The organism is Ruegeria sp. S263, from assembly GCF_056780525.1.
This window is the reverse complement of the sequence record NZ_CM165558.1, coordinates 1,864,763-1,882,220: the sequence shown is the minus strand read 5'-3', so window position 1 is coordinate 1,882,220 and position 17,458 is coordinate 1,864,763. Positions and strand designations below refer to the sequence as shown.

At 56.8% G+C, this 17,458-nt stretch carries 15 protein-coding genes and 3 tRNA genes; 10 read left to right on the top strand and 8 right to left on the bottom strand.

The window, feature by feature from the left end; translation table 11 throughout:
* Window positions 1-9 precede the first annotated feature (9 nt).
* Together gltX and gltA are read left to right on the top strand one after the other, a co-directional pair.
* Complete coding sequence (gene gltX / locus ACT2B1_RS09395; RefSeq protein ID WP_481669017.1) at window positions 10-1,410, top strand: glutamate--tRNA ligase; 1,401 nt, start codon at window positions 10-12, stop codon at window positions 1,408-1,410.
* Window positions 1,411-1,531: 121 nt separating this feature from the next.
* Window positions 1,532-2,827: a citrate synthase gene (gene gltA, locus ACT2B1_RS09390; protein WP_171124867.1), complete on the top strand. Its 1,296-nt coding sequence runs from the start codon at window positions 1,532-1,534 to the stop codon at window positions 2,825-2,827.
* A gap of 53 nt (window positions 2,828-2,880) precedes the next feature.
* Here gltA and ACT2B1_RS09385 read toward each other — a convergent pair whose 3' ends face one another.
* Entirely contained in the window at window positions 2,881-3,945 is a 1,065-nt protein-coding gene (locus tag ACT2B1_RS09385) for a PA0069 family radical SAM protein (protein ID WP_481667626.1), read from the bottom strand.
* Window positions 3,946-4,242: 297 nt separating this feature from the next.
* Here ACT2B1_RS09385 and ACT2B1_RS09380 point away from each other — a divergent pair, with 297 nt between their 5' ends.
* From ACT2B1_RS09380 to ACT2B1_RS09370, 3 genes are all read left to right on the top strand, one after another.
* Entirely contained in the window at window positions 4,243-4,941 is a 699-nt protein-coding gene (locus ACT2B1_RS09380) for a corrinoid protein (protein WP_171121556.1), read from the top strand.
* Window positions 4,942-5,094: 153 nt separating this feature from the next.
* Window positions 5,095-6,129 (top strand): Hint domain-containing protein, encoded by a 1,035-nt coding sequence (locus ACT2B1_RS09375; RefSeq protein ID WP_171121557.1) that lies wholly within the window; start codon window positions 5,095-5,097, stop codon window positions 6,127-6,129.
* Between the two features lie 76 nt (window positions 6,130-6,205).
* A complete protein-coding gene (locus ACT2B1_RS09370) occupies window positions 6,206-6,874 on the top strand; it encodes a DUF1638 domain-containing protein (protein WP_171240721.1) in 669 nt (222 codons plus the stop codon).
* 5 nt (window positions 6,875-6,879) lie between these two features.
* Here ACT2B1_RS09370 and ACT2B1_RS09365 read toward each other — a convergent pair whose 3' ends face one another.
* Window positions 6,880-7,290 (bottom strand): SufE family protein, encoded by a 411-nt coding sequence (locus ACT2B1_RS09365; RefSeq protein WP_171121559.1) that lies wholly within the window; start codon window positions 7,288-7,290, stop codon window positions 6,880-6,882.
* Between the two features lie 136 nt (window positions 7,291-7,426).
* On the opposite strand from ACT2B1_RS09365, the gene ACT2B1_RS09360 reads away from it, so the two are divergent.
* Window positions 7,427-7,954 (top strand): hypothetical protein, encoded by a 528-nt coding sequence (locus ACT2B1_RS09360; RefSeq protein WP_171124859.1) that lies wholly within the window; start codon window positions 7,427-7,429, stop codon window positions 7,952-7,954.
* Between the two features lie 6 nt (window positions 7,955-7,960).
* Here the strand turns inward: ACT2B1_RS09360 and rnd are convergent, their stop codons facing one another.
* The 3 genes from rnd to purM all read right to left on the bottom strand — a co-directional run bounded on the left by rnd (window position 7,961) and on the right by purM (window position 10,874).
* Window positions 7,961-9,118 (bottom strand): ribonuclease D, encoded by a 1,158-nt coding sequence (rnd, locus tag ACT2B1_RS09355; protein ID WP_171121561.1) that lies wholly within the window; start codon window positions 9,116-9,118, stop codon window positions 7,961-7,963.
* A gap of 116 nt (window positions 9,119-9,234) precedes the next feature.
* Window positions 9,235-9,831 carry a phosphoribosylglycinamide formyltransferase gene (gene purN / locus ACT2B1_RS09350; RefSeq protein WP_171240719.1) on the bottom strand — a complete coding sequence of 199 codons (597 nt, stop codon included), beginning with the start codon at window positions 9,829-9,831 and terminating at the stop codon, window positions 9,235-9,237.
* Window positions 9,828-10,874 (bottom strand): phosphoribosylformylglycinamidine cyclo-ligase, encoded by a 1,047-nt coding sequence (gene purM / locus ACT2B1_RS09345; RefSeq protein ID WP_171121563.1) that lies wholly within the window; start codon window positions 10,872-10,874, stop codon window positions 9,828-9,830. Before purM ends, purN begins: the two co-directional genes overlap by 4 nt.
* A gap of 107 nt (window positions 10,875-10,981) precedes the next feature.
* On the opposite strand from purM, the gene ACT2B1_RS09340 reads away from it, so the two are divergent.
* A tRNA-Ile gene (locus ACT2B1_RS09340) sits at window positions 10,982-11,058 on the top strand.
* Between the two features lie 346 nt (window positions 11,059-11,404).
* Here the strand turns inward: ACT2B1_RS09340 and ACT2B1_RS09335 are convergent.
* A complete protein-coding gene (locus ACT2B1_RS09335) occupies window positions 11,405-12,724 on the bottom strand; it encodes an ATP-binding protein (RefSeq protein ID WP_171240718.1) in 1,320 nt (439 codons plus the stop codon).
* 44 nt (window positions 12,725-12,768) lie between these two features.
* Between ACT2B1_RS09335 and ACT2B1_RS09330 the strand changes: the two genes are divergently transcribed.
* The 3 genes from ACT2B1_RS09330 (at window position 12,769) to ACT2B1_RS09320 (ending at window position 14,039) form a co-directional block, all read left to right on the top strand.
* Entirely contained in the window at window positions 12,769-13,683 is a 915-nt protein-coding gene (locus ACT2B1_RS09330; RefSeq protein WP_481668991.1) for an MBL fold metallo-hydrolase, read from the top strand.
* 75 nt (window positions 13,684-13,758) lie between these two features.
* A tRNA-Asn gene (locus ACT2B1_RS09325) sits at window positions 13,759-13,833 on the top strand.
* A gap of 131 nt (window positions 13,834-13,964) precedes the next feature.
* Window positions 13,965-14,039 (top strand) — tRNA-Asn (locus ACT2B1_RS09320).
* A gap of 20 nt (window positions 14,040-14,059) precedes the next feature.
* Here the strand turns inward: ACT2B1_RS09320 and ACT2B1_RS09315 are convergent.
* Complete coding sequence (locus ACT2B1_RS09315; RefSeq protein WP_481668990.1) at window positions 14,060-15,679, bottom strand: long-chain-fatty-acid--CoA ligase; 1,620 nt, start codon at window positions 15,677-15,679, stop codon at window positions 14,060-14,062.
* 164 nt (window positions 15,680-15,843) lie between these two features.
* Window positions 15,844-17,454, bottom strand: a complete 1,611-nt coding sequence (gene pgi, locus ACT2B1_RS09310; protein ID WP_481668989.1) for a glucose-6-phosphate isomerase — start codon at window positions 17,452-17,454, stop codon at window positions 15,844-15,846.
* Window positions 17,455-17,458: the final 4 nt, after the last annotated feature.

The following is a 17,458-nucleotide window of genomic DNA, read 5'->3' as shown; positions in this document are numbered from 1 at the left end:
ATCCACACAATGTCCGATCAGGTCGTCACTCGTTTCGCTCCTTCACCCACCGGCTTCTTGCACATCGGCGGCGCGCGTACTGCGCTGTTCAACTGGCTTTATGCTCGTGGACGTGGTGGTAAGTTCCTGCTGCGGATCGAAGACACCGACCGCGAACGCTCGACCCCCGAGGCGACAGCGGCAATCTTGCAAGGCATGGCATGGCTGGGGCTGGATCATGATGGCGACGTGATCAGCCAATTCGAAGGTGCCGACCGCCACGCCGAGGTTGCCCGTCAATTGCTGGCCGAGGGTAAGGCTTACAAATGTTTTTCGACCCAGGATGAGATTGCAGCGTTCCGTGAACAGGCCCGCGCCGAGGGCACGTCCACCTTGTTCCGCAGCCCATGGCGCGACGCAGATCCTGCGACCCACCCGGACGCGCCCTTTGTGATCCGCATCAAGGCCCCGCAAGACGGTGCAACCGTGATCCGCGATCAGGTGCAGGGAGAAGTAACCATCCGCAACGATCAGTTGGACGACATGATCCTGCTGCGCTCGGACGGGACGCCGGTCTATATGTTGGCCGTGGTGGTAGACGATCACGACATGGGCGTCACCCATGTGATCCGGGGCGACGACCACCTGAACAACGCCGCGCGCCAGATGATGATTTACGAGGCGATGGGATGGGACGTACCGGTCTGGGCCCACATCCCCCTGATCCACGGACCTGACGGCAAGAAGCTGTCCAAACGCCACGGCGCATTGGGTGCGCAGGAATATCAAGCCATGGGTTACCCCGCTGCCGGGATGCGCAATTACCTCGCGCGGCTGGGTTGGAGCCATGGGGACGATGAGTTCTTTACCGACGAACAGGCCAAAGAATGGTTTGATCTTGACGGAATCGGCAAAAGCCCGGCCCGTTTCGATCTGAAAAAGCTCGAGAACCTGTGCGGCCAACACATAGCCGTTGCAGATGATGCTGCATTGCGGCAAGAGATCGAAGCCTATCTTGCCGCGGCTGGATTGCCTGCTCTCAGCGACACACAATCCAGTGATCTACAACGTGCGATGTATTGCCTCAAGGATCGGGCCCGCACCTTTCCTGAACTCCTTGAAAAAGCGCAGTTTGTATTGGCATCCCGCCCCATTCAACCAGATGAGAAAGCCCAAAAAGCCCTTAACTCTGTATCCGATGGTATACTGAATGAATTGACGCCGCAGTTGCAAAATGTTAGCTGGTCGCGAAACGAACTGGAGGATGCCCTGAATTCCTTTGCGGAAGCGAATGGGCTGAAGTTCGGCAAGCTGGCTGGACCCTTGCGGGCGGCATTGGCCGGTCGGGCTGTGACACCTTCGGTCTTTGACATGATGCTTGTGTTGGGGCGAGAAGAAACCCTTGCACGGCTTTCTGATGCAGCAAGTTAAACCAAAGCTTCACATTTGGGTAACGCTGCTCCGCTAACACCCGGACTGCGCGTCTGCGCGCATCCGTTGCCCGTAAGTTCGGACAGCGATCCGACTTGCGCATGAATGAGGAAGGGACACTATGACCGACAGCAATAAATCAGCCACTCTGACAGTCCATGGTGAAACGTACGAGTTGCCGGTTCATTCGCCGACCGCCGGTCCTGACGTAATCGACATCCGCAAACTGTATGGGCAGGCGGGTGTGTTCACGTATGACCCCGGTTTCACCTCAACCGCGAGCTGCGACAGTACCATCACCTATATTGACGGTGAAAAGGGTGAACTGCTGCACCGCGGCTATCCGATCGACCAGTTGGCTGGCAAGTCTCACTTCCTCGAGGTGTGCTACCTGCTGCTTTACGGAGAACTGCCGACAGCACCCGTTCTTGAAAAGTTCGAGACGACGATCACCCGCCACACTATGCTGCACGAGCAGATGCAGTACTTCTACCGTGGCTTCCGCCGTGACGCGCACCCGATGGCAATCATGGTTGGCGTAGTTGGTGCGATGTCCGCCTTCTATCACGACTCGACCGATATCTCGGACCCGCATCAGCGCGAGGTCGCCTCGCACCGCCTGATCGCCAAGATGCCGACGATTGCGGCGTGGGCGTTCAAGTATCACACCGGTCAGCCCTTCGTGTATCCGCGCAACGATCTGGACTATGCGTCGAACTTCCTGCGCATGTGTTTCAGCGTTCCGGCGGAAGAATATGAGGTCAACCCGATCCTCAGCCGTGCTATGGATCGTATTTTCACCCTGCACGCGGACCACGAACAGAACGCCTCGACCTCGACCGTGCGCTTGGCCTCGTCCTCGGGTGCGAACCCGTTCGCCTGTATCGCGGCCGGCATCGCATGTTTGTGGGGTCCGGCCCATGGTGGTGCGAACCAGGCCTGTCTGGAAATGCTGGAAGAGATCGGCAGCGTTGATCGAATCCCCGAATTTATCGCCCGCGCGAAGGACAAGAACGACCCGTTCCGTCTGATGGGCTTTGGCCACCGGGTTTACAAGAACTTCGACCCCCGTGCGAAAGTGATGAAGCAGTCGGCGGACGAAGTGCTGGACCTCTTGGGCATCGAGGACAACCCGAAGCTGCAGGTCGCCAAAGCGCTGGAAAAACAGGCTCTGGAAGATCCGTATTTCGCCGAGAAGAAACTGTTCCCGAACGTCGACTTCTACTCGGGCATCATCCTCGAGGCGATGGGCTTCCCGACGTCGATGTTCACCCCGATCTTTGCCTTGTCGCGCACCGTTGGCTGGGTCAGCCAGTGGAAAGAGATGATCGCGGATCCGCAGAACAAGATCGGCCGTCCGCGTCAGTTGTATTTGGGTGAAACCAACCGCGACTATGTGGATATCGAAAACCGCTGATTTGCCAGACTAAAACAAACCGCCCCGGATCAGAACTCCGGGGCGGTTTTGATTCAGAACAGGCAAAGTTGATCTCCGGCCTGCGCTGGTTTGGAAAACAAATCACATCGCAGGGACGGAGTTCGCATCGCAAGACCCAACCGTTTGACGGCCAAGGCGAATCTTTTTGCGATCACCCCTGCGTATTCCCCCTCTCCGCGCATCCGGTGCCCCCAACGCGGATCATAATCCCGCCCCCCGTGCATCTCGCGGAGTTTTGACATGATCTTTTCGGCGCGGGCCGGTTCGTGTTGCTTCAACCAGTCCTGCCACAAGCCCGATACTTCGCGCGGCAACCGCAGCATGATCCAGCTTGCGGCGTCTGCACCTGCATCTCGCCCGGCTTCCAGCAGGGCCTCCAACTCGTGATCTGTTAGCCCCGGGATCAAGGGCGACGTCATGACGCGCACCGGCACCCCTGCCCCAGTCAACCTTCGAATAACGGCTAGACGACGCTGGGGTGATGGCGCGCGTGGCTCCATCCTTCGAGACAGGTCAGCGTCCAAGGTGGTCAATGAAATCCCGACCCTCACCAACCCGTCCTGCGCCATTTCTGACAGTATGTCCAAATCCCGCTCGATCAGAGTGCCCTTGGTCACAATTCCGATGGGATGCCGAAACTCCTGCAGAACTGTCAAACAAGATCTGGTGATTGATAGGTCACGCTCAATAGGTTGATATGGATCGGTGTTTGTTCCCAACGCAATTGGCGCGACCTTATAACCACGCGCCGACAGCTCTTTTCTGAGGACCGCCGCCGCGTTGGGTCGCGCAACCAAACGGGTTTCAAAATCCAATCCCGGGGAAAGGCCAAGATAGGCGTGGCTTGGACGCGCAAAGCAATAGACACACCCATGTTCACATCCCCGATAGGGATTAATGGAACGGTCAAATGGCAAGTCGGGCGATCGGTTATAGGTTATCACGCTGCGCGCAACCTCTTGGCGAACCTCGGTCCGAAGAACAGGTAGATCGTCCTCCGCATCCCACCCATCGTCAAAAGATTCGGTCTCATACCTCTCAAACCGGCCTGCGGAATTTGACAGGGTCCCCCGGGCCTTGATGTTGTGCGAAACCATGATGTTTCCCTTTTGTTCTCACCTATGCATACGCCCGTTCTGCGTCTGCGGCAAGCATTTCGGAAGTTTCGTTGGGAATTGAGCATCCGGACAAAGACCCGCGTACCGCCACCTTTTCTGAACGAAATGCAGGATGTTCATGCAGAAAATGACGTCGAGTTGATCAATAATTTGCCGTATAGGTCGGTCCCGGAACCGCCAAGGTCGCAATCGTCACAGTCGAACTGCGGCGAAATGGCCAAAACGGAAAAAATGCCACCACGGGCGCAATGCCCGAACAGCTCAGGGAAACGCCCCATGTCCGATGAAGAAGACATCGTCCTGTCCGAACTAAATGACGACGAACTGGTCGAACAGATGTTCGACGATCTTTATGACGGCCTGAAAGAAGAAATCGAAGAAGGTGTGAACATCCTGCTGGAGCGCGGATGGACCCCCTATGACATCCTGACCAAAGCCCTGGTCGGTGGCATGACCATCGTTGGCCATGACTTCCGCGACGGCATCCTGTTCGTGCCGGAGGTTCTGCTGGCCGCAAATGCAATGAAGGGTGGCATGGCCATCCTGAAACCGCTGTTGGCTGAAACCGGTGCACCGCGCGTTGGTAAGATGGTTATCGGCACCGTGAAAGGCGACATCCATGACATCGGCAAGAACCTTGTTTCGATGATGATGGAAGGCGCTGGCTTCGATGTTGTGGATATCGGCATCAACAACCCGGTCGAAAACTACCTCGAAGCGCTGGAATCCGAGAAACCCGACATTCTGGGCATGTCCGCCCTGCTGACCACGACCATGCCCTACATGAAGGTTGTGATCGACACTATGGTCGAACAAGGCCTGCGCGAAGAGTATATTGTTCTGGTCGGTGGCGCACCGCTGAACGAAGAGTTCGGCAAAGCGATTGGGGCCGATGGCTACTGCCGCGATGCGGCTGTGGCCGTGGAAATGGCCAAGGACTTCGTTTCTCGCAAACACAATCAACTCGCCGGTTGACAATAGTGACACAGATTTGAACGAGACCGCCCAACCCGGGCGGTCTTTTTGTTGGACGCCTTGAAAAGAACTTCATTATTTTAGAGTTTGGTTTCGTGATGCCGAGCTTTGCGATTTAAGCTCGATAAGTGACCAGTTTTTACGAGGTAGTTTATGCCTACGACGTTCAATGTGCTTTTCCTCGGAACGCTTCCGATCATCGACCCGACCGAGGGCAACAACACTGCTGAAAACGCGGGTGCGCTTGTCGGCCAGACCTTTGGTAGCCAAGGCGACCCCCTGTTCGAGGAAGCCGCTGTCTGGAGCCCGGTGGGAAATCCCGGCGGCACCTATGAAAACAACGCAAATGTCGACACCGACTCTTTCTCGATTGATGGCAACACGGCCCAATTCGATGCGGCGGTCGCGTATAACGCTACAATTACCTATGTCGACGGAACTACGGCGAACATAACTGCCGTAGTGGCGCAGGATGATGCTGGAAATACCTATCTGGTGCCGGAGTTTTCGGCCAACACGGATCAGGCCGCGCTAGAGGATCAGGGCATCCGCTCCGTAACCTTCAACAGTATTAACACCGATACAGCCAGCGGTCTGAACTCTAACCGCCAAGAGTGGGACATTGCCACGTGCTTTACCACCGGCACCCTGATTGAAACAGAATACGGAGCTGTCGCGGTTGAAGACCTTCGGATCGGCGACAGGATTAAAACACTGGATCACGGATTGCAGACGTTGCGCTGGGTCGGTCGCCGAACCGTTCGCGCCACCGGTGCATTCGCGCCCGTTCTTTTCAAGGCCGGAGCACTTGGAAACAGCAGGGATTTGCTGGTGTCCCAACAGCACAGAATGCTGATCGACACCTGGCAGGTTGAATTGAACACCGGATTTTCCGAGGCGCTGGCGCCCGCAACTCAATTGGTGAACGGCAACGACATCGTGATGCAAGCGGGCGGCCTTATCACCTATTATCACCTGATGTTTGATCGACATGAACTGGTCTGGGCCGAGGGGTGTTTGACCGAGAGCTTTCATCCGGGCATCCAAGCCTGGAATAGTTTGACCGACGCGACACGGACCGAGATTCTGAACCTGTTCCCGACACTGGCAGATCAAGGAATTACCGCATACGGTCCCCCTGCCCGTCCGTCGCTGCAGCACTTCGAGACGCAAGCGTCGGTCGCCTAGCGCGGGATGTCGTAAGCAGGCTTGTCTTCACCCCGATTTCGGCCTTTGATGTCGCAATCGCAGCCGGAACAATGCCATGCAGCACAACAGCCCGCCAGATGACGAAAGCCTGACGTCGCAATGCTATAGTGAAACCGGGCGCTCGGGCAGTATTCTTCTGCTGGCCTGTGGCGCGCTGGCGCGTGAAATTCTTGACCTGAAAAATCGTAACGGCTGGGATCACATCTCGCTGACCTGCCTGCCCGCGATATTGCATGTTCATCCAGAACGGATCACGCAAGCTGTTGAAGAGGCCGTCGCCAAGCATCGCGACGAATATGACCAGATCTTTGTTGTCTATGCTGATTGCGGCACCGGAGGGCTGCTCCAGAAGGCCTGTGCCGAATTGGGGGTTGAGATGGTTCAGGGCCCGCACTGCTATTCGTTTTTTGAAGGCAATCAGGCCTTCGACGCGCGTGGCGAAGACGAGACCACGGCGTTCTATCTGACGGACTTTCTGGCCCGCCAATTCGATGCCTTTGTCTGGAAACCGCTGGGCTTGGATCGTCACCCCGAACTCAGGGACATGTATTTCGGGAATTACACGAAACTGGTCTATCAGGCACAGACGGACGATCCGGATCTGACAGATCGCGCCCGCGACTGCGCCGACCGGATGGGGCTGGCGTTCGAGCGTCGCTTTACCGGGTATGGAGACCTTGAAACCACGCTTGCCGATTGGGCCACTCGCAGGCCCAATAACTAACGGGGTCAGGCGTTTTCCTGAGCCACTTCCCGAATGCGCTGGATCATCGCCCGCAGGCCATTTGAACGCTGGGCGGACAGGTGATCATTTAGGCCCAGCCGCGCCAATTCTCCGCCTGCATCGACCTTTGGCACCTCTGCAACCGGCAAGCCGTTATAAAGCGACCGCAGCACAGCGATCAGGCCCCGCACGATCAACGCATCGCTGTCGCCATCAAAGCGAAACACACCACCTTCAATAATGGGTTGCAACCATACTTGGCTGGCACAGCCATTCACCTTTGTGGCAGGCACCTTGAGCGCATCGTCCAACGGCTCCATCGCTTTGCCCTGTTCTATGACGTGGCGGTACCGGTCTTCCCAGTCCTCCAGAAACTCGAAATCCTCAACGATTTCTTCAAAGGCTGGCGTTGCCATCTTGCGGCGATCCTTTTGTTGCGACCATACAGGAGAACTATGCCGCGCACCCGCATCTGTCCAGCCCTGCCATGGGTTTTCAAAGCTTGCAAATTACGATAACCCATTGCGGAATTTAATGCTCTGAGCTGGGTCTATGCAAAAATCACTGTCACTCCTTATGATCGCCGCACTGACCCTGTCTGCCTGCAACAGTTGGAGCGACTCGCGGGCGAACCCATCCAACTGGTTCGGGTCCAGCACGTCGACCCCACCACCCACCGAGGCGGCCTATGACCCCAACGTCCTGGTACCGCCAGAACGCGAAGGGTCCGGCCTGTTTTCAAGACCTGATCCCGTGGACAACAGCGTGCCGATCGCCAAGGTTGATGAGCTGCGGATTAACCCCACGCCCTCGGGTGCCATCATTTATGTAAGGGGTACCGCTGCGCGCCAAGGCGCTTATGGGGCCCAACTTGTCCGGGTTGAAAACGCAGAGAACCAAAAGAACGGGGTTCTGGAGTTCACGTTCAGGGTCAGCTACCCCAGTTACGCCACCAATCAGGGGACAGAACGGTCACGAGCGGTGTCCGATGCGGTTAATGTTAGCCTGGATGACCTGCAAAACACCCGTCTGGTTCGGGTCGTCGGTCAGCAGAACGCACTGGAATCCCGGCGCCGGTAACTGTCGCTAAAGCGTGACGACCTTCACCGTTTGCCCCTTGGCAGCCAAAGCGATCTTACCTTCACACAGTTTGAGGGCGTCCTCGCCGAACACCTCGAAACGCCAGCCTGACATGGCGGGCACGTCGCGCTCACCGGCGGCAATCTGATCCAACTCGGAACTGGTTGCGATCAGCTTTGCCGCAACGCCCGCGCTTTCGGTTTTTGACTTCAGCAACACGCGCAAAAGGTCCGCCAGCGCAGGATTGACCTTAAGCTTGTCTCGGCTGGTGTCCACGCGCGGCATTTGTTCGGGCGGGCAACTGACCCCTTGTTTGACAGCGTTCAAAATACCTTCGGCAATAGCCCCCTTGCGGGCTTCGCGCAGCAACAAACGAGAGCCACCCAGGTCTGACGGCGATTTCGGCTTGGTAGATGCAAGTTCGATCAGTGCATCATCCTTGAACACACGGCTGCGCGGTACATTATTTTCCTGCGCATAAGCCTCGCGGAACCGGGCCAATTCGCGCACGACGGCCAGAAACTTGGCGGAATTTGTCCGCGTCTTTACCCGCTTCCAAGCGTCTTCTGGGCGAATATCGTATGTGTCAGGCAAGGTCAGTGTCCGCAACTCTTCGGCGACCCAATGACTACGCTGGGATTTCTCCAACTCAGCGGCCAAATGTTCGTAGATTTGCCGCAGGTGCGTTACATCTGCTAGAGCATAGGTTTTTTGCGCTTCGGACAGAGGCCGCCGGGACCAATCTGTAAAGCGTGAGGTCTTGTCCAAACCTTGTTTGCAAATCTTGCGCACCAGCGTTTCATAACCAACCTGTTCACCAAAACCGCAAACCATCGCCGCCACTTGCGTGTCAAACAACGGCTTGGGGAACACGCCAGCCTCGACCCAGAAAATCTCAAGATCCTGCCGGGCCGCATGGAAGACTTTGACAACACTTTCGTTAGCAAAAAGCTCGTACAACGGGTCCAGCGACAGTCCGTCCGACAAAGGATCAACAAGAACAGCACTGCCCTCGTCCGAGGAAGGAACCGCAAGTTGCAGCAGGCAGAGTTTGGAATAGTAGGTGCGTTCCCGGAGAAACTCGGTGTCCACGGTGACATAGTCATGATCCGCAGCCGCCGTGCAGAACTCGGCCAACTCTTGCGTCGTTGTCAGGGTTTTCATTCGTGGTGCTATTCTTGCTTTTGTTCTTTGTGACTGCCCGTCAGTTTTTTGACATACCGAGCCGTAGTGCAGACCATAGGCCGAATAACACGTAAGTGTAAATCACCCTGAAATGTTCAAGGTAGCAACACCGGAGTGCGATCCGCGCCTGCATAACGTCTAAGCACCGTCGGGTAGAGTTTGTGCTCTAATACCAGGACACGTGCAGCCAACGCTTCGGGCGTCTCATCTGGTTCAATGTTCAAACGGGCCTGACCCAGGATTGGACCGTCATCCAATGCGGCCGTGACCTCATGAACCGAGCAGCCATGTTCAACATCGTCTGCTTCGATTGCCCGGGCGTGGGTATTCAAACCCTTGTATTTTGGCAACAGTGACGGGTGGATATTCAGCATCCGACCCTGAAATCGCGACACAAAATCCGCCGTCAAAACCCGCATGAAACCAGCAAGGCATACGATGTCAGGCTGGGCTTGCTCCAAGGGCTTCAGCAACTCGGCCTCAAAAGCGGCGCGGTCCCCCTTGAACGGTCGGTGATCAACCGCAGCCGTAGCGATGCCGCGGTCGGCGGCTTTCACTAAGCCGCCCGCCTGCGGATCGTTGGCCAGCACCAGACACGGTCGCGCAGGGTGATCACCAGTCATGCTGTCGACCAGCGACACCATGTTGGAACCGCCACCCGAAATTAAGATCGCGACGCGCTTGTAGCTCACAGCAGGTGGCCCGAATAAGATACGCCGGGCACGTCTGTGACGCTGCCGATCCGGGCAACGGTCTCACCTGCCTCGGCCAACAAAGTGGTCAGTTCATCTGCTTGCGCGGCGTCGCAAACGACGATCATGCCGATACCGCAGTTGAAGGTCTTTAGCATTTCAGCCTCGGCGATGCCGCCAACGTCAGCCATCCAGCGGAAAACGGGCGGCAAGTCCCACGCATTCAGATCAATCTGCACACCCAACTCATCAGGCAGTACGCGCGGCAGGTTTTCAGTCAGGCCGCCACCAGTGATGTGCGCCAGCGCGTGAACGCCCCCTGCCCGGATCGCTTGCAACGCCTGTTTGACATACAGACGCGTCGGCGTCAGTAGCGCCTCGCCCAGCGAACCTTCGCTGAACGGCGAGGCGGCATCCCAGCCCAGCCCCGAGAGTTCAACCAGTTTGCGCACCAGCGAATAGCCGTTGGAATGCACCCCGTTCGAGGCCAACCCTAGCAGCACATCACCCTGTTGCACGTCTGCGGGCAGATGCGCGCCACGCTCCATCGCGCCGACCGAGAAACCGGCCAGGTCGAAATCGCCTTCGGGGTACATGCCAGGCATTTCAGCGGTCTCACCCCCGATCAGGGCGCAACCAGACTGTACACAGCCCTCAGCGATGCCTTCGATGATCCGCGCGGCGGTATCTGTGTCCAGCTTGCCGGTGGCGAAATAGTCGAGGAAGAACAGCGGCTCGGCGCCCTGACAGATCAGGTCGTTGACGCACATGGCCACCAGGTCAATGCCCACCCCGTCAACTACGCCGGTATCAATGGCGATGCGCAGCTTGGTACCTACACCATCGGTCGCGCCCACCAGAATCGGGTCGCTATAACCTGCGTCCTTGAGGTCGAACAGCGCGCCAAATCCGCCCAGACCGCTCATCACGCCCGAGCGGTTCGTCCGCTTGGCCGCAGGCTTGATCCGGTCGACCAGAGCGTTCCCCGCATCAATGTCAACGCCTGCATCAGCATAGGTGATTCCGTTCTTGCCCGCTGTCATGGCCAACCCCTTATGAATGGTTCACGCGCGGGTTAGTCGATTGTTGGACATGTTGCAACGGTCAGGCTTGACGCGGCTGTTCACCGTGGTACGCAAGGCGCTTAGGCGGGCCTGTAGCTCAATTGGTTAGAGCAGAGCGCTCATAACGCTTTGGTTGGGGGTTCGAGTCCCTCCGGGCCTACCAAAAACCGCTTCAACGCAAGCCCACATACTGACAGGCTGTGTAGAATTCGTCACAGGGTTCAAACCACCCGAAATAAATCACGCCTGCAATTACGACACCAATAAAAATAAGCAACTTATTCAAAATTTTACCCTCACCATTTACCAAGGCGCGCAAATCAGAAATTTCGACTTTCGGTCAATGTGAATACACCGACGCGAAACACGCGCGACCGGACCTTTGACCTGAATCCCCGACAGACGGCCTACAAAAGCATAAACGCTCTCTACCCTTCCTTCGGGTTCATCCTAGCACATTTTGGCAATTGTCAAAAAACCTGCGTCCAAAGCGGACCAGTTGCCCCGAGTCATCGACCGATGATTATGTCCGCGCACAACCCGCCCAGCCTTTCGCTTTTGCCCAAGCGTAATACCCCGCCATGCGCGCGCGCGATGTCCGAGACGATCGCAAGGCCAAGGCCGACACCGCTACCTTGATTCTGATTCCGAGCGGGATCAAGGCGAGAAAACGGTTTGACGGCCTCGGTGCGCTGATCCTGTGGAATACCTGGACCGTCATCCTCGACCCGAAGACGGATCGTCTTGGGTGTCATCGACAGACTGACTTCAGCCCGGTTTCCGTACCTGACCGCGTTTCCGATCAAGTTCTCAACGGCCCGGCGAATGGCAGTGGGACGCAGCAAGGCCGTACCCTCGCCCTCGACCGAGACCAGGCTGGCCTCGTGACCTGCGCGACGTGCATCCTCGACAATCTGCCTCAGCAAAATCTCGGGCTGAACGGTTTCCGGCGGGCCCTCTGCGGCCCCGCGCGAAAAGTCCAGAAATGCGTCCAACAGCAACTGCATTTCATCCACATCCTGTTGCAGCGGCGCGGCCTCATCCTCGGGCAGCATGGACAGGCCCAGTTTCAGTCGCGTCAACGGGGTTCTGAGATCGTGACTGACCCCCGACAACATCAGTGTGCGCTGTTCCATCTGGCGTTCAATTCGCGCGCGCATGTCCAAAAACGCACTGCCCGCTGCGCGGACTTCAATTGCCCCTCCGGGTGAATAAGGCACAACCCTGCCCCGGCCAAATGCCTGCGCTGCATTCGCCAGTCGAGTGATCGGCCGAAGTTGATTGCGCATGTACAAAAAGGAAATCGAAGTCATGATCACCGCGAAGAAAACCATGGTCACGATCAACTGGTGCGGCGCGGTTGGGGACAAGCGACGGCGATCCAGTGTCAGCTCAAGCAAGCCTAGATGGGTCCGCATATACAGCCGCGCCTGATCGCCCGTTGGCAGAGCGACTGCCACAAGATCCAGCAATTGTTCGTGCAGATCGGCTTCTACCTGTGGCGCGATGAAGTCATACCATCTGCGGTATCCAATATCGGGCCCTTCATTGATCCCTAAAAATCGGGCCTTCATTTCCAATGAGGCAATGTCCTGTCGAATCGCGGCAATGGCCTGATGCTGCGTTTCGGCGTCTGCCATCGTGTCTGTAATCAGGTCGACCTCACGTGCAGCCGCGCTGGTCATTTGCGCGGTCACATCCTCAAGGTGTTTTTGAATGAACGCGACGCCGACCACCAACAGAAGAACGATCACCGGAAGAACCAGGATCAGAACCGCACGCGCATAGAGACTGCGCGGCATATAGGATTTGAGCCACCGACTGGACATGCGCTAAACCTAACGGGCTGATCCGACAAGAGAAAGAGTACAGAATGCAGGCTCCCGACGATTTCAACCCGCGCCCAGGTATGGCTGTCGAGTTACAGACGGGCCTAAGGCGCATTCTGGCCCCCAATCCATCGCCAATGACATATCGGGGCACCAACACATATCTATTGGGTGAAAAGGACTGCGCCGTCATTGATCCCGGCCCACTGAATGAGGATCATCTTCAGGCGATTCTGGATGCTTTGCAGCCCGGCCAGCGGATCAGCCATATTATTGTAACGCACACGCATCTTGATCACTCGCCCCTTGCCGCACCATTGGCCGCCCGCACAGGTGCCCCGATTTTGGCATTTGGCGGCCCCGAATCTGGCCGCAGCGCAGTTATGTCCGAATTGGCGGAACAGGGCCTCGCAGGCGGCGGCGAAGGCATCGACACCGATTTCCGTCCGGATATCGAGGTTTCAGACGGCGAAGTTATCCAAGGCGACGGCTGGCAACTCGACGTCATTCACACCCCCGGTCATCTGGGCAACCATATCGCGCTGGGTTGGTCGGATGTCTGTTTTACCGCAGATCACGTCATGGGTTGGGCCAGCTCTCTTGTGTCACCACCAGATGGTGATCTGACTGATTTCATGAACGCCTGCTACCGCCTGCGCGAACGTGACTGGAGCAGTTTTCATGCCGGTCACGGAGCACCAATTCAGAATCCAACCGAGCGTCTGGACTGGCTGATCAATCACCGGCTTGAACGCGAAGCCCAGATTCTGACCGCACTGGAGGAAAAGCCCGGCACCGCACGCGACCTGGCCGAAAGGATATACACAGAAACCCCTGCGGCCCTTCTACCCGCCGCCGAGCGCAATGTTTTTGCACATCTTGTCGATTTATGCGGAAAATCAAAGGCTTCACCAAAAGGCCAGCTTTCCGTGAATGCGCTTTTTGAAAGGTTGGGCTAACCAAAGAACTTTTTTCAGCTCTTATGACGATCTTGTCTTGTCGGCCAAAAACGAGGTTGCTATACGGCCCTCAGTTCCGGCGTAGCTCAGCGGTAGAGCAGTTGACTGTTAATCAATTGGTCGTAGGTTCGATCCCTACCGCCGGAGCCAAATTCCCCTTCAGATTTCAGAAGAATGGTTCGGCGAATTTCCCTGCGCCGTGGACAGTCAACCTTCGTCAAAAAAACTTCGCGCACCCCTCTGGACGCCGCAGAGTCGTATTGATATACGGCGCGGACCGTTCCGGCGTAGCTCAGCGGTAGAGCAGTTGACTGTTAATCAATTGGTCGTAGGTTCGATCCCTACCGCCGGAGCCATTTTCCCTTATTTTAAATACTTAGCCCGTAAGGGCATCCGAAAAGTCCGCACGAAGGTTGCGCTTAAGCACCTTGCCCGTAGCGTTCAGTGGCAGCGCGTCCACAAAGACAACCTTGTCAGGAATCTGCCATTTGGCAATTTTGCCGTCGAAGTATGACAGCAGTTCGTCCTCCGACGGGTCCTGCCCCTCGGCCTTTACCGCAACCAATAGAGGGCGCTCGTCCCACTTGGGGTGCGGAACACCGATCACAGCGGCCGTCGCAAGCTTGGGATGGGCAACGGCGATATTCTCCAACTCAACTGAACTGATCCATTCGCCACCAGATTTAATGATATCCTTGGATCGGTCACGGATGGTCATGTACCCGTCGGCATCCAAAGTCGCCACATCACCAGTGGCGAACCAGCCATCCTGCAGCAGGTTCTGATCCTGCAGTTCAAAATAGCTGTCCAGCACCCAATACCCGCGAACCAGCAAATCACCCTGAGTTTCACCATCGCGGGGCAGTTCATTGCCGTCATCGTCAACGATTTTCAGTTCGACGCCATAGCACGGCCGGCCCTGACTCTCGCGCAGCTTGTGCTGCTGTTCAATCGGCAGATCAGCGTGTTTCGCCATGGGTTGATTCGCCGTACCCAACGGGCTCATCTCGCTCATGCCCCAGGCGTGAACAGTGTCTACATCATAGGTGTCACGGAATGTTTCGATCATCGAGGGTGGGCAGGCCGCGCCGCCGATAACCGTTCGCTCCAGACTGGTAAGTTTACTGCCCGACTTTCCAGCATGGGCCAGCAAACCCTGCCAGATCGTCGGAACACCCATCGCCAGTGTAACGCCATAGGTGTCAATCAAGTTCACCAACGCCTCACCATGCAGATCAGGCCCAGGCAGAACCATGCGCGAGCCTGACATCGCGCAGGCATAAGGCGACCCCCACGCATTCACATGGAACATCGGCACCACCGGCATCACAACGTCCACGGCGGAGTACCCGATGACATCCCGCGTATTCGAACCGAAGCTATGCAACACGGTCGAACGGTGGGAATACAACACGCCCTTCGGATTTCCCGTTGTGCCGGATGTGTAACACAGGCTGGACGCAGTGTTTTCGTCAAAGCTGGGCCATTGGAACCCTTCATCACCTGTTTCGATCAGCTCATCATAGAACTGAACACCGGGAACCCGCGCGATCGCGTCATCGTTCTTTGGCCCCATCAGCACGAAATGCTGAACTTCGGTCAGATGTTCTTTGATCGCCGCAACCAGCGGAATAAAGGTCGCGTCAAAGAACAGAACCCGGTCTTTCGCGTGGTTGATGATGTAGGTGAGCTGTTCGGGAAACAGTCTGGGGTTGATCGTGTGACACACAAAGCCTGCACCAGAAGTTCCATAATATATTTCCAGGTGCCGCCGATTGTTCCACGCCAGTGTCCCGATACGCGCTTGCGGTTCGAGGTCCAGTTTGGTCAAGGCTGACGCCAGCTTTCGCGCATTCACCGCCACTTGTGACCAAGTGCTTTCGGTCACGGACCCGTCGGTCTCAACCGAGATGATCTCGGTCTGACCATGATAGCGATCCGCGTGTTCAATCAGTGACGAGATCAGCAGCGGCTGCGTCATCATTTGTCCCAGCATGGACATCCTCCCTGTAGTTGCACCATTTCTTTGCGACAGTGCATTTGTTCCGCCCCCTGCAACGACCAGCAGGGCATCTGTTCGGGGACCCACCCTGCCAAGCATTTAATTTGCTGACAATAATAGAATGCAGCATTCCGCTGCGGCAAAAAGAAGTTTTTTCCTCAGTCCCGATGGCGCATCACATACGCCACCAACGCGGCGGTCGAACCATCCTTTTCAGACGCCGATTCCTCACCTTCCACGATCGGGCCAAGCGATGTTGCCAGTTCCTTACCTAGTTCGACACCCCATTGGTCAAACGAGTTAATTCCCAACAGCACACCTTCGACAAATACACGATGTTCATACAGCGCGATTATCTGCCCCAAAACAAACGGCGTAAGTTTTGGGTATATCAATGTGGTTGAAGGTCGGTTTCCGGAAAAGACCCGGTGGCGGGCCTGACGTTCCAGCTCGGCGCCTTCCAACCCCTTCGCGGCCATGCGTTGCCGTGCTTCGGGCAGCGAACGCCCTCGCATCAACGCCTCGGATTGAGCCAAACAATTCGCCAACAATAGACGGTGGTGATGCGAAAGCTCCGGCTCGTGCCCTTCGGCTGCAACCATGAATTCGCAGGGGATCACGTCGGTGCCTTGATGGATCAATTGATAGAAAGCGTGCTGCCCATTGGTTCCAGGCTCGCCCCAAACGACTGGTCCGGAAGGAACCGCCAATGCAGCGCCATCCATCGCCACGGATTTTCCGTTCGACTCCATCTCGAGTTGCTGAAAATACGCGGCCAACCGCAACAACCGCTGATCATAAGGCAGAACCGCACGGCTGGCATGGCCAAGAACCTGCCGGTGCCAGATACCGACGAGAGCCAGCATGACAGGCATGTTTTCACCCCAGTCAGCCGCTCGGAAATGCACATCCATGGCCTGACCGCCCCGCAAGAAGGCATCAAAAGCATTCGATCCGACGGCGATCATCACGGGCAAACCAACCGGCCCCCAGACCGAGTACCTTCCGCCGACCCAATCCGCAAAGCCGAATACCCTGTTTTCGGGAATGCCAAAGGCTTGCGTCTTGTCCAAAGCGGTGGACACCGCCGCGAATTGTGTCGCCGGGTCGCCCCCACCTTCGGTCATCCACGCCCGAGCCGTTCGCGCATTGGTCATGGTCTCAATGGTTGTGAAGGTTTTCGAGGCGACAATGACCAGCGTCCGCGTCGGATCCAGTTGTCTCAACGTATCGGCGATATGCGCGCCGTCCACGTTCGACACATAATGCAACCTTGGCCCATCGTGATACGGGGACAAAGCATGAGTGGCCATAACCGGACCCAGATCGGACCCACCGATTCCGATATTCACCACATCCGTAAAGCTGCCCCCTGCCCCGATGACGGCACCGCCGCGCACCTCTTCGGCAAAGACCCGCATACGTTGAAGCGTGTCCAAAACGTCAGGCATGACATCCAGACCATCAACTTCTACCGGGCCACCGTCCAAATTGCGAAGAGCCGTGTGCAGCACCGCGCGGCCTTCGGTTTCGTTGATCTTGGTACCGCTGAACATCGCCTCGCGACGGTCGGCCAAATCTGCCTCATCGCATAACTGAATTAGGGCATCGCGGATCGTCGTATCCAACTGGGTCTTCGAGTAATCAAACAGCAAGTCCCCGGTCGAAGCCGAGAAAATGCGCGCCCTGTCGGCCGAATGTTCGAACAAGTCCAAAATCGCGCGGTCCTGCGCGCCGGCTGCCAGAGTTCTGAGGTTATCCAGTTTCATTGTC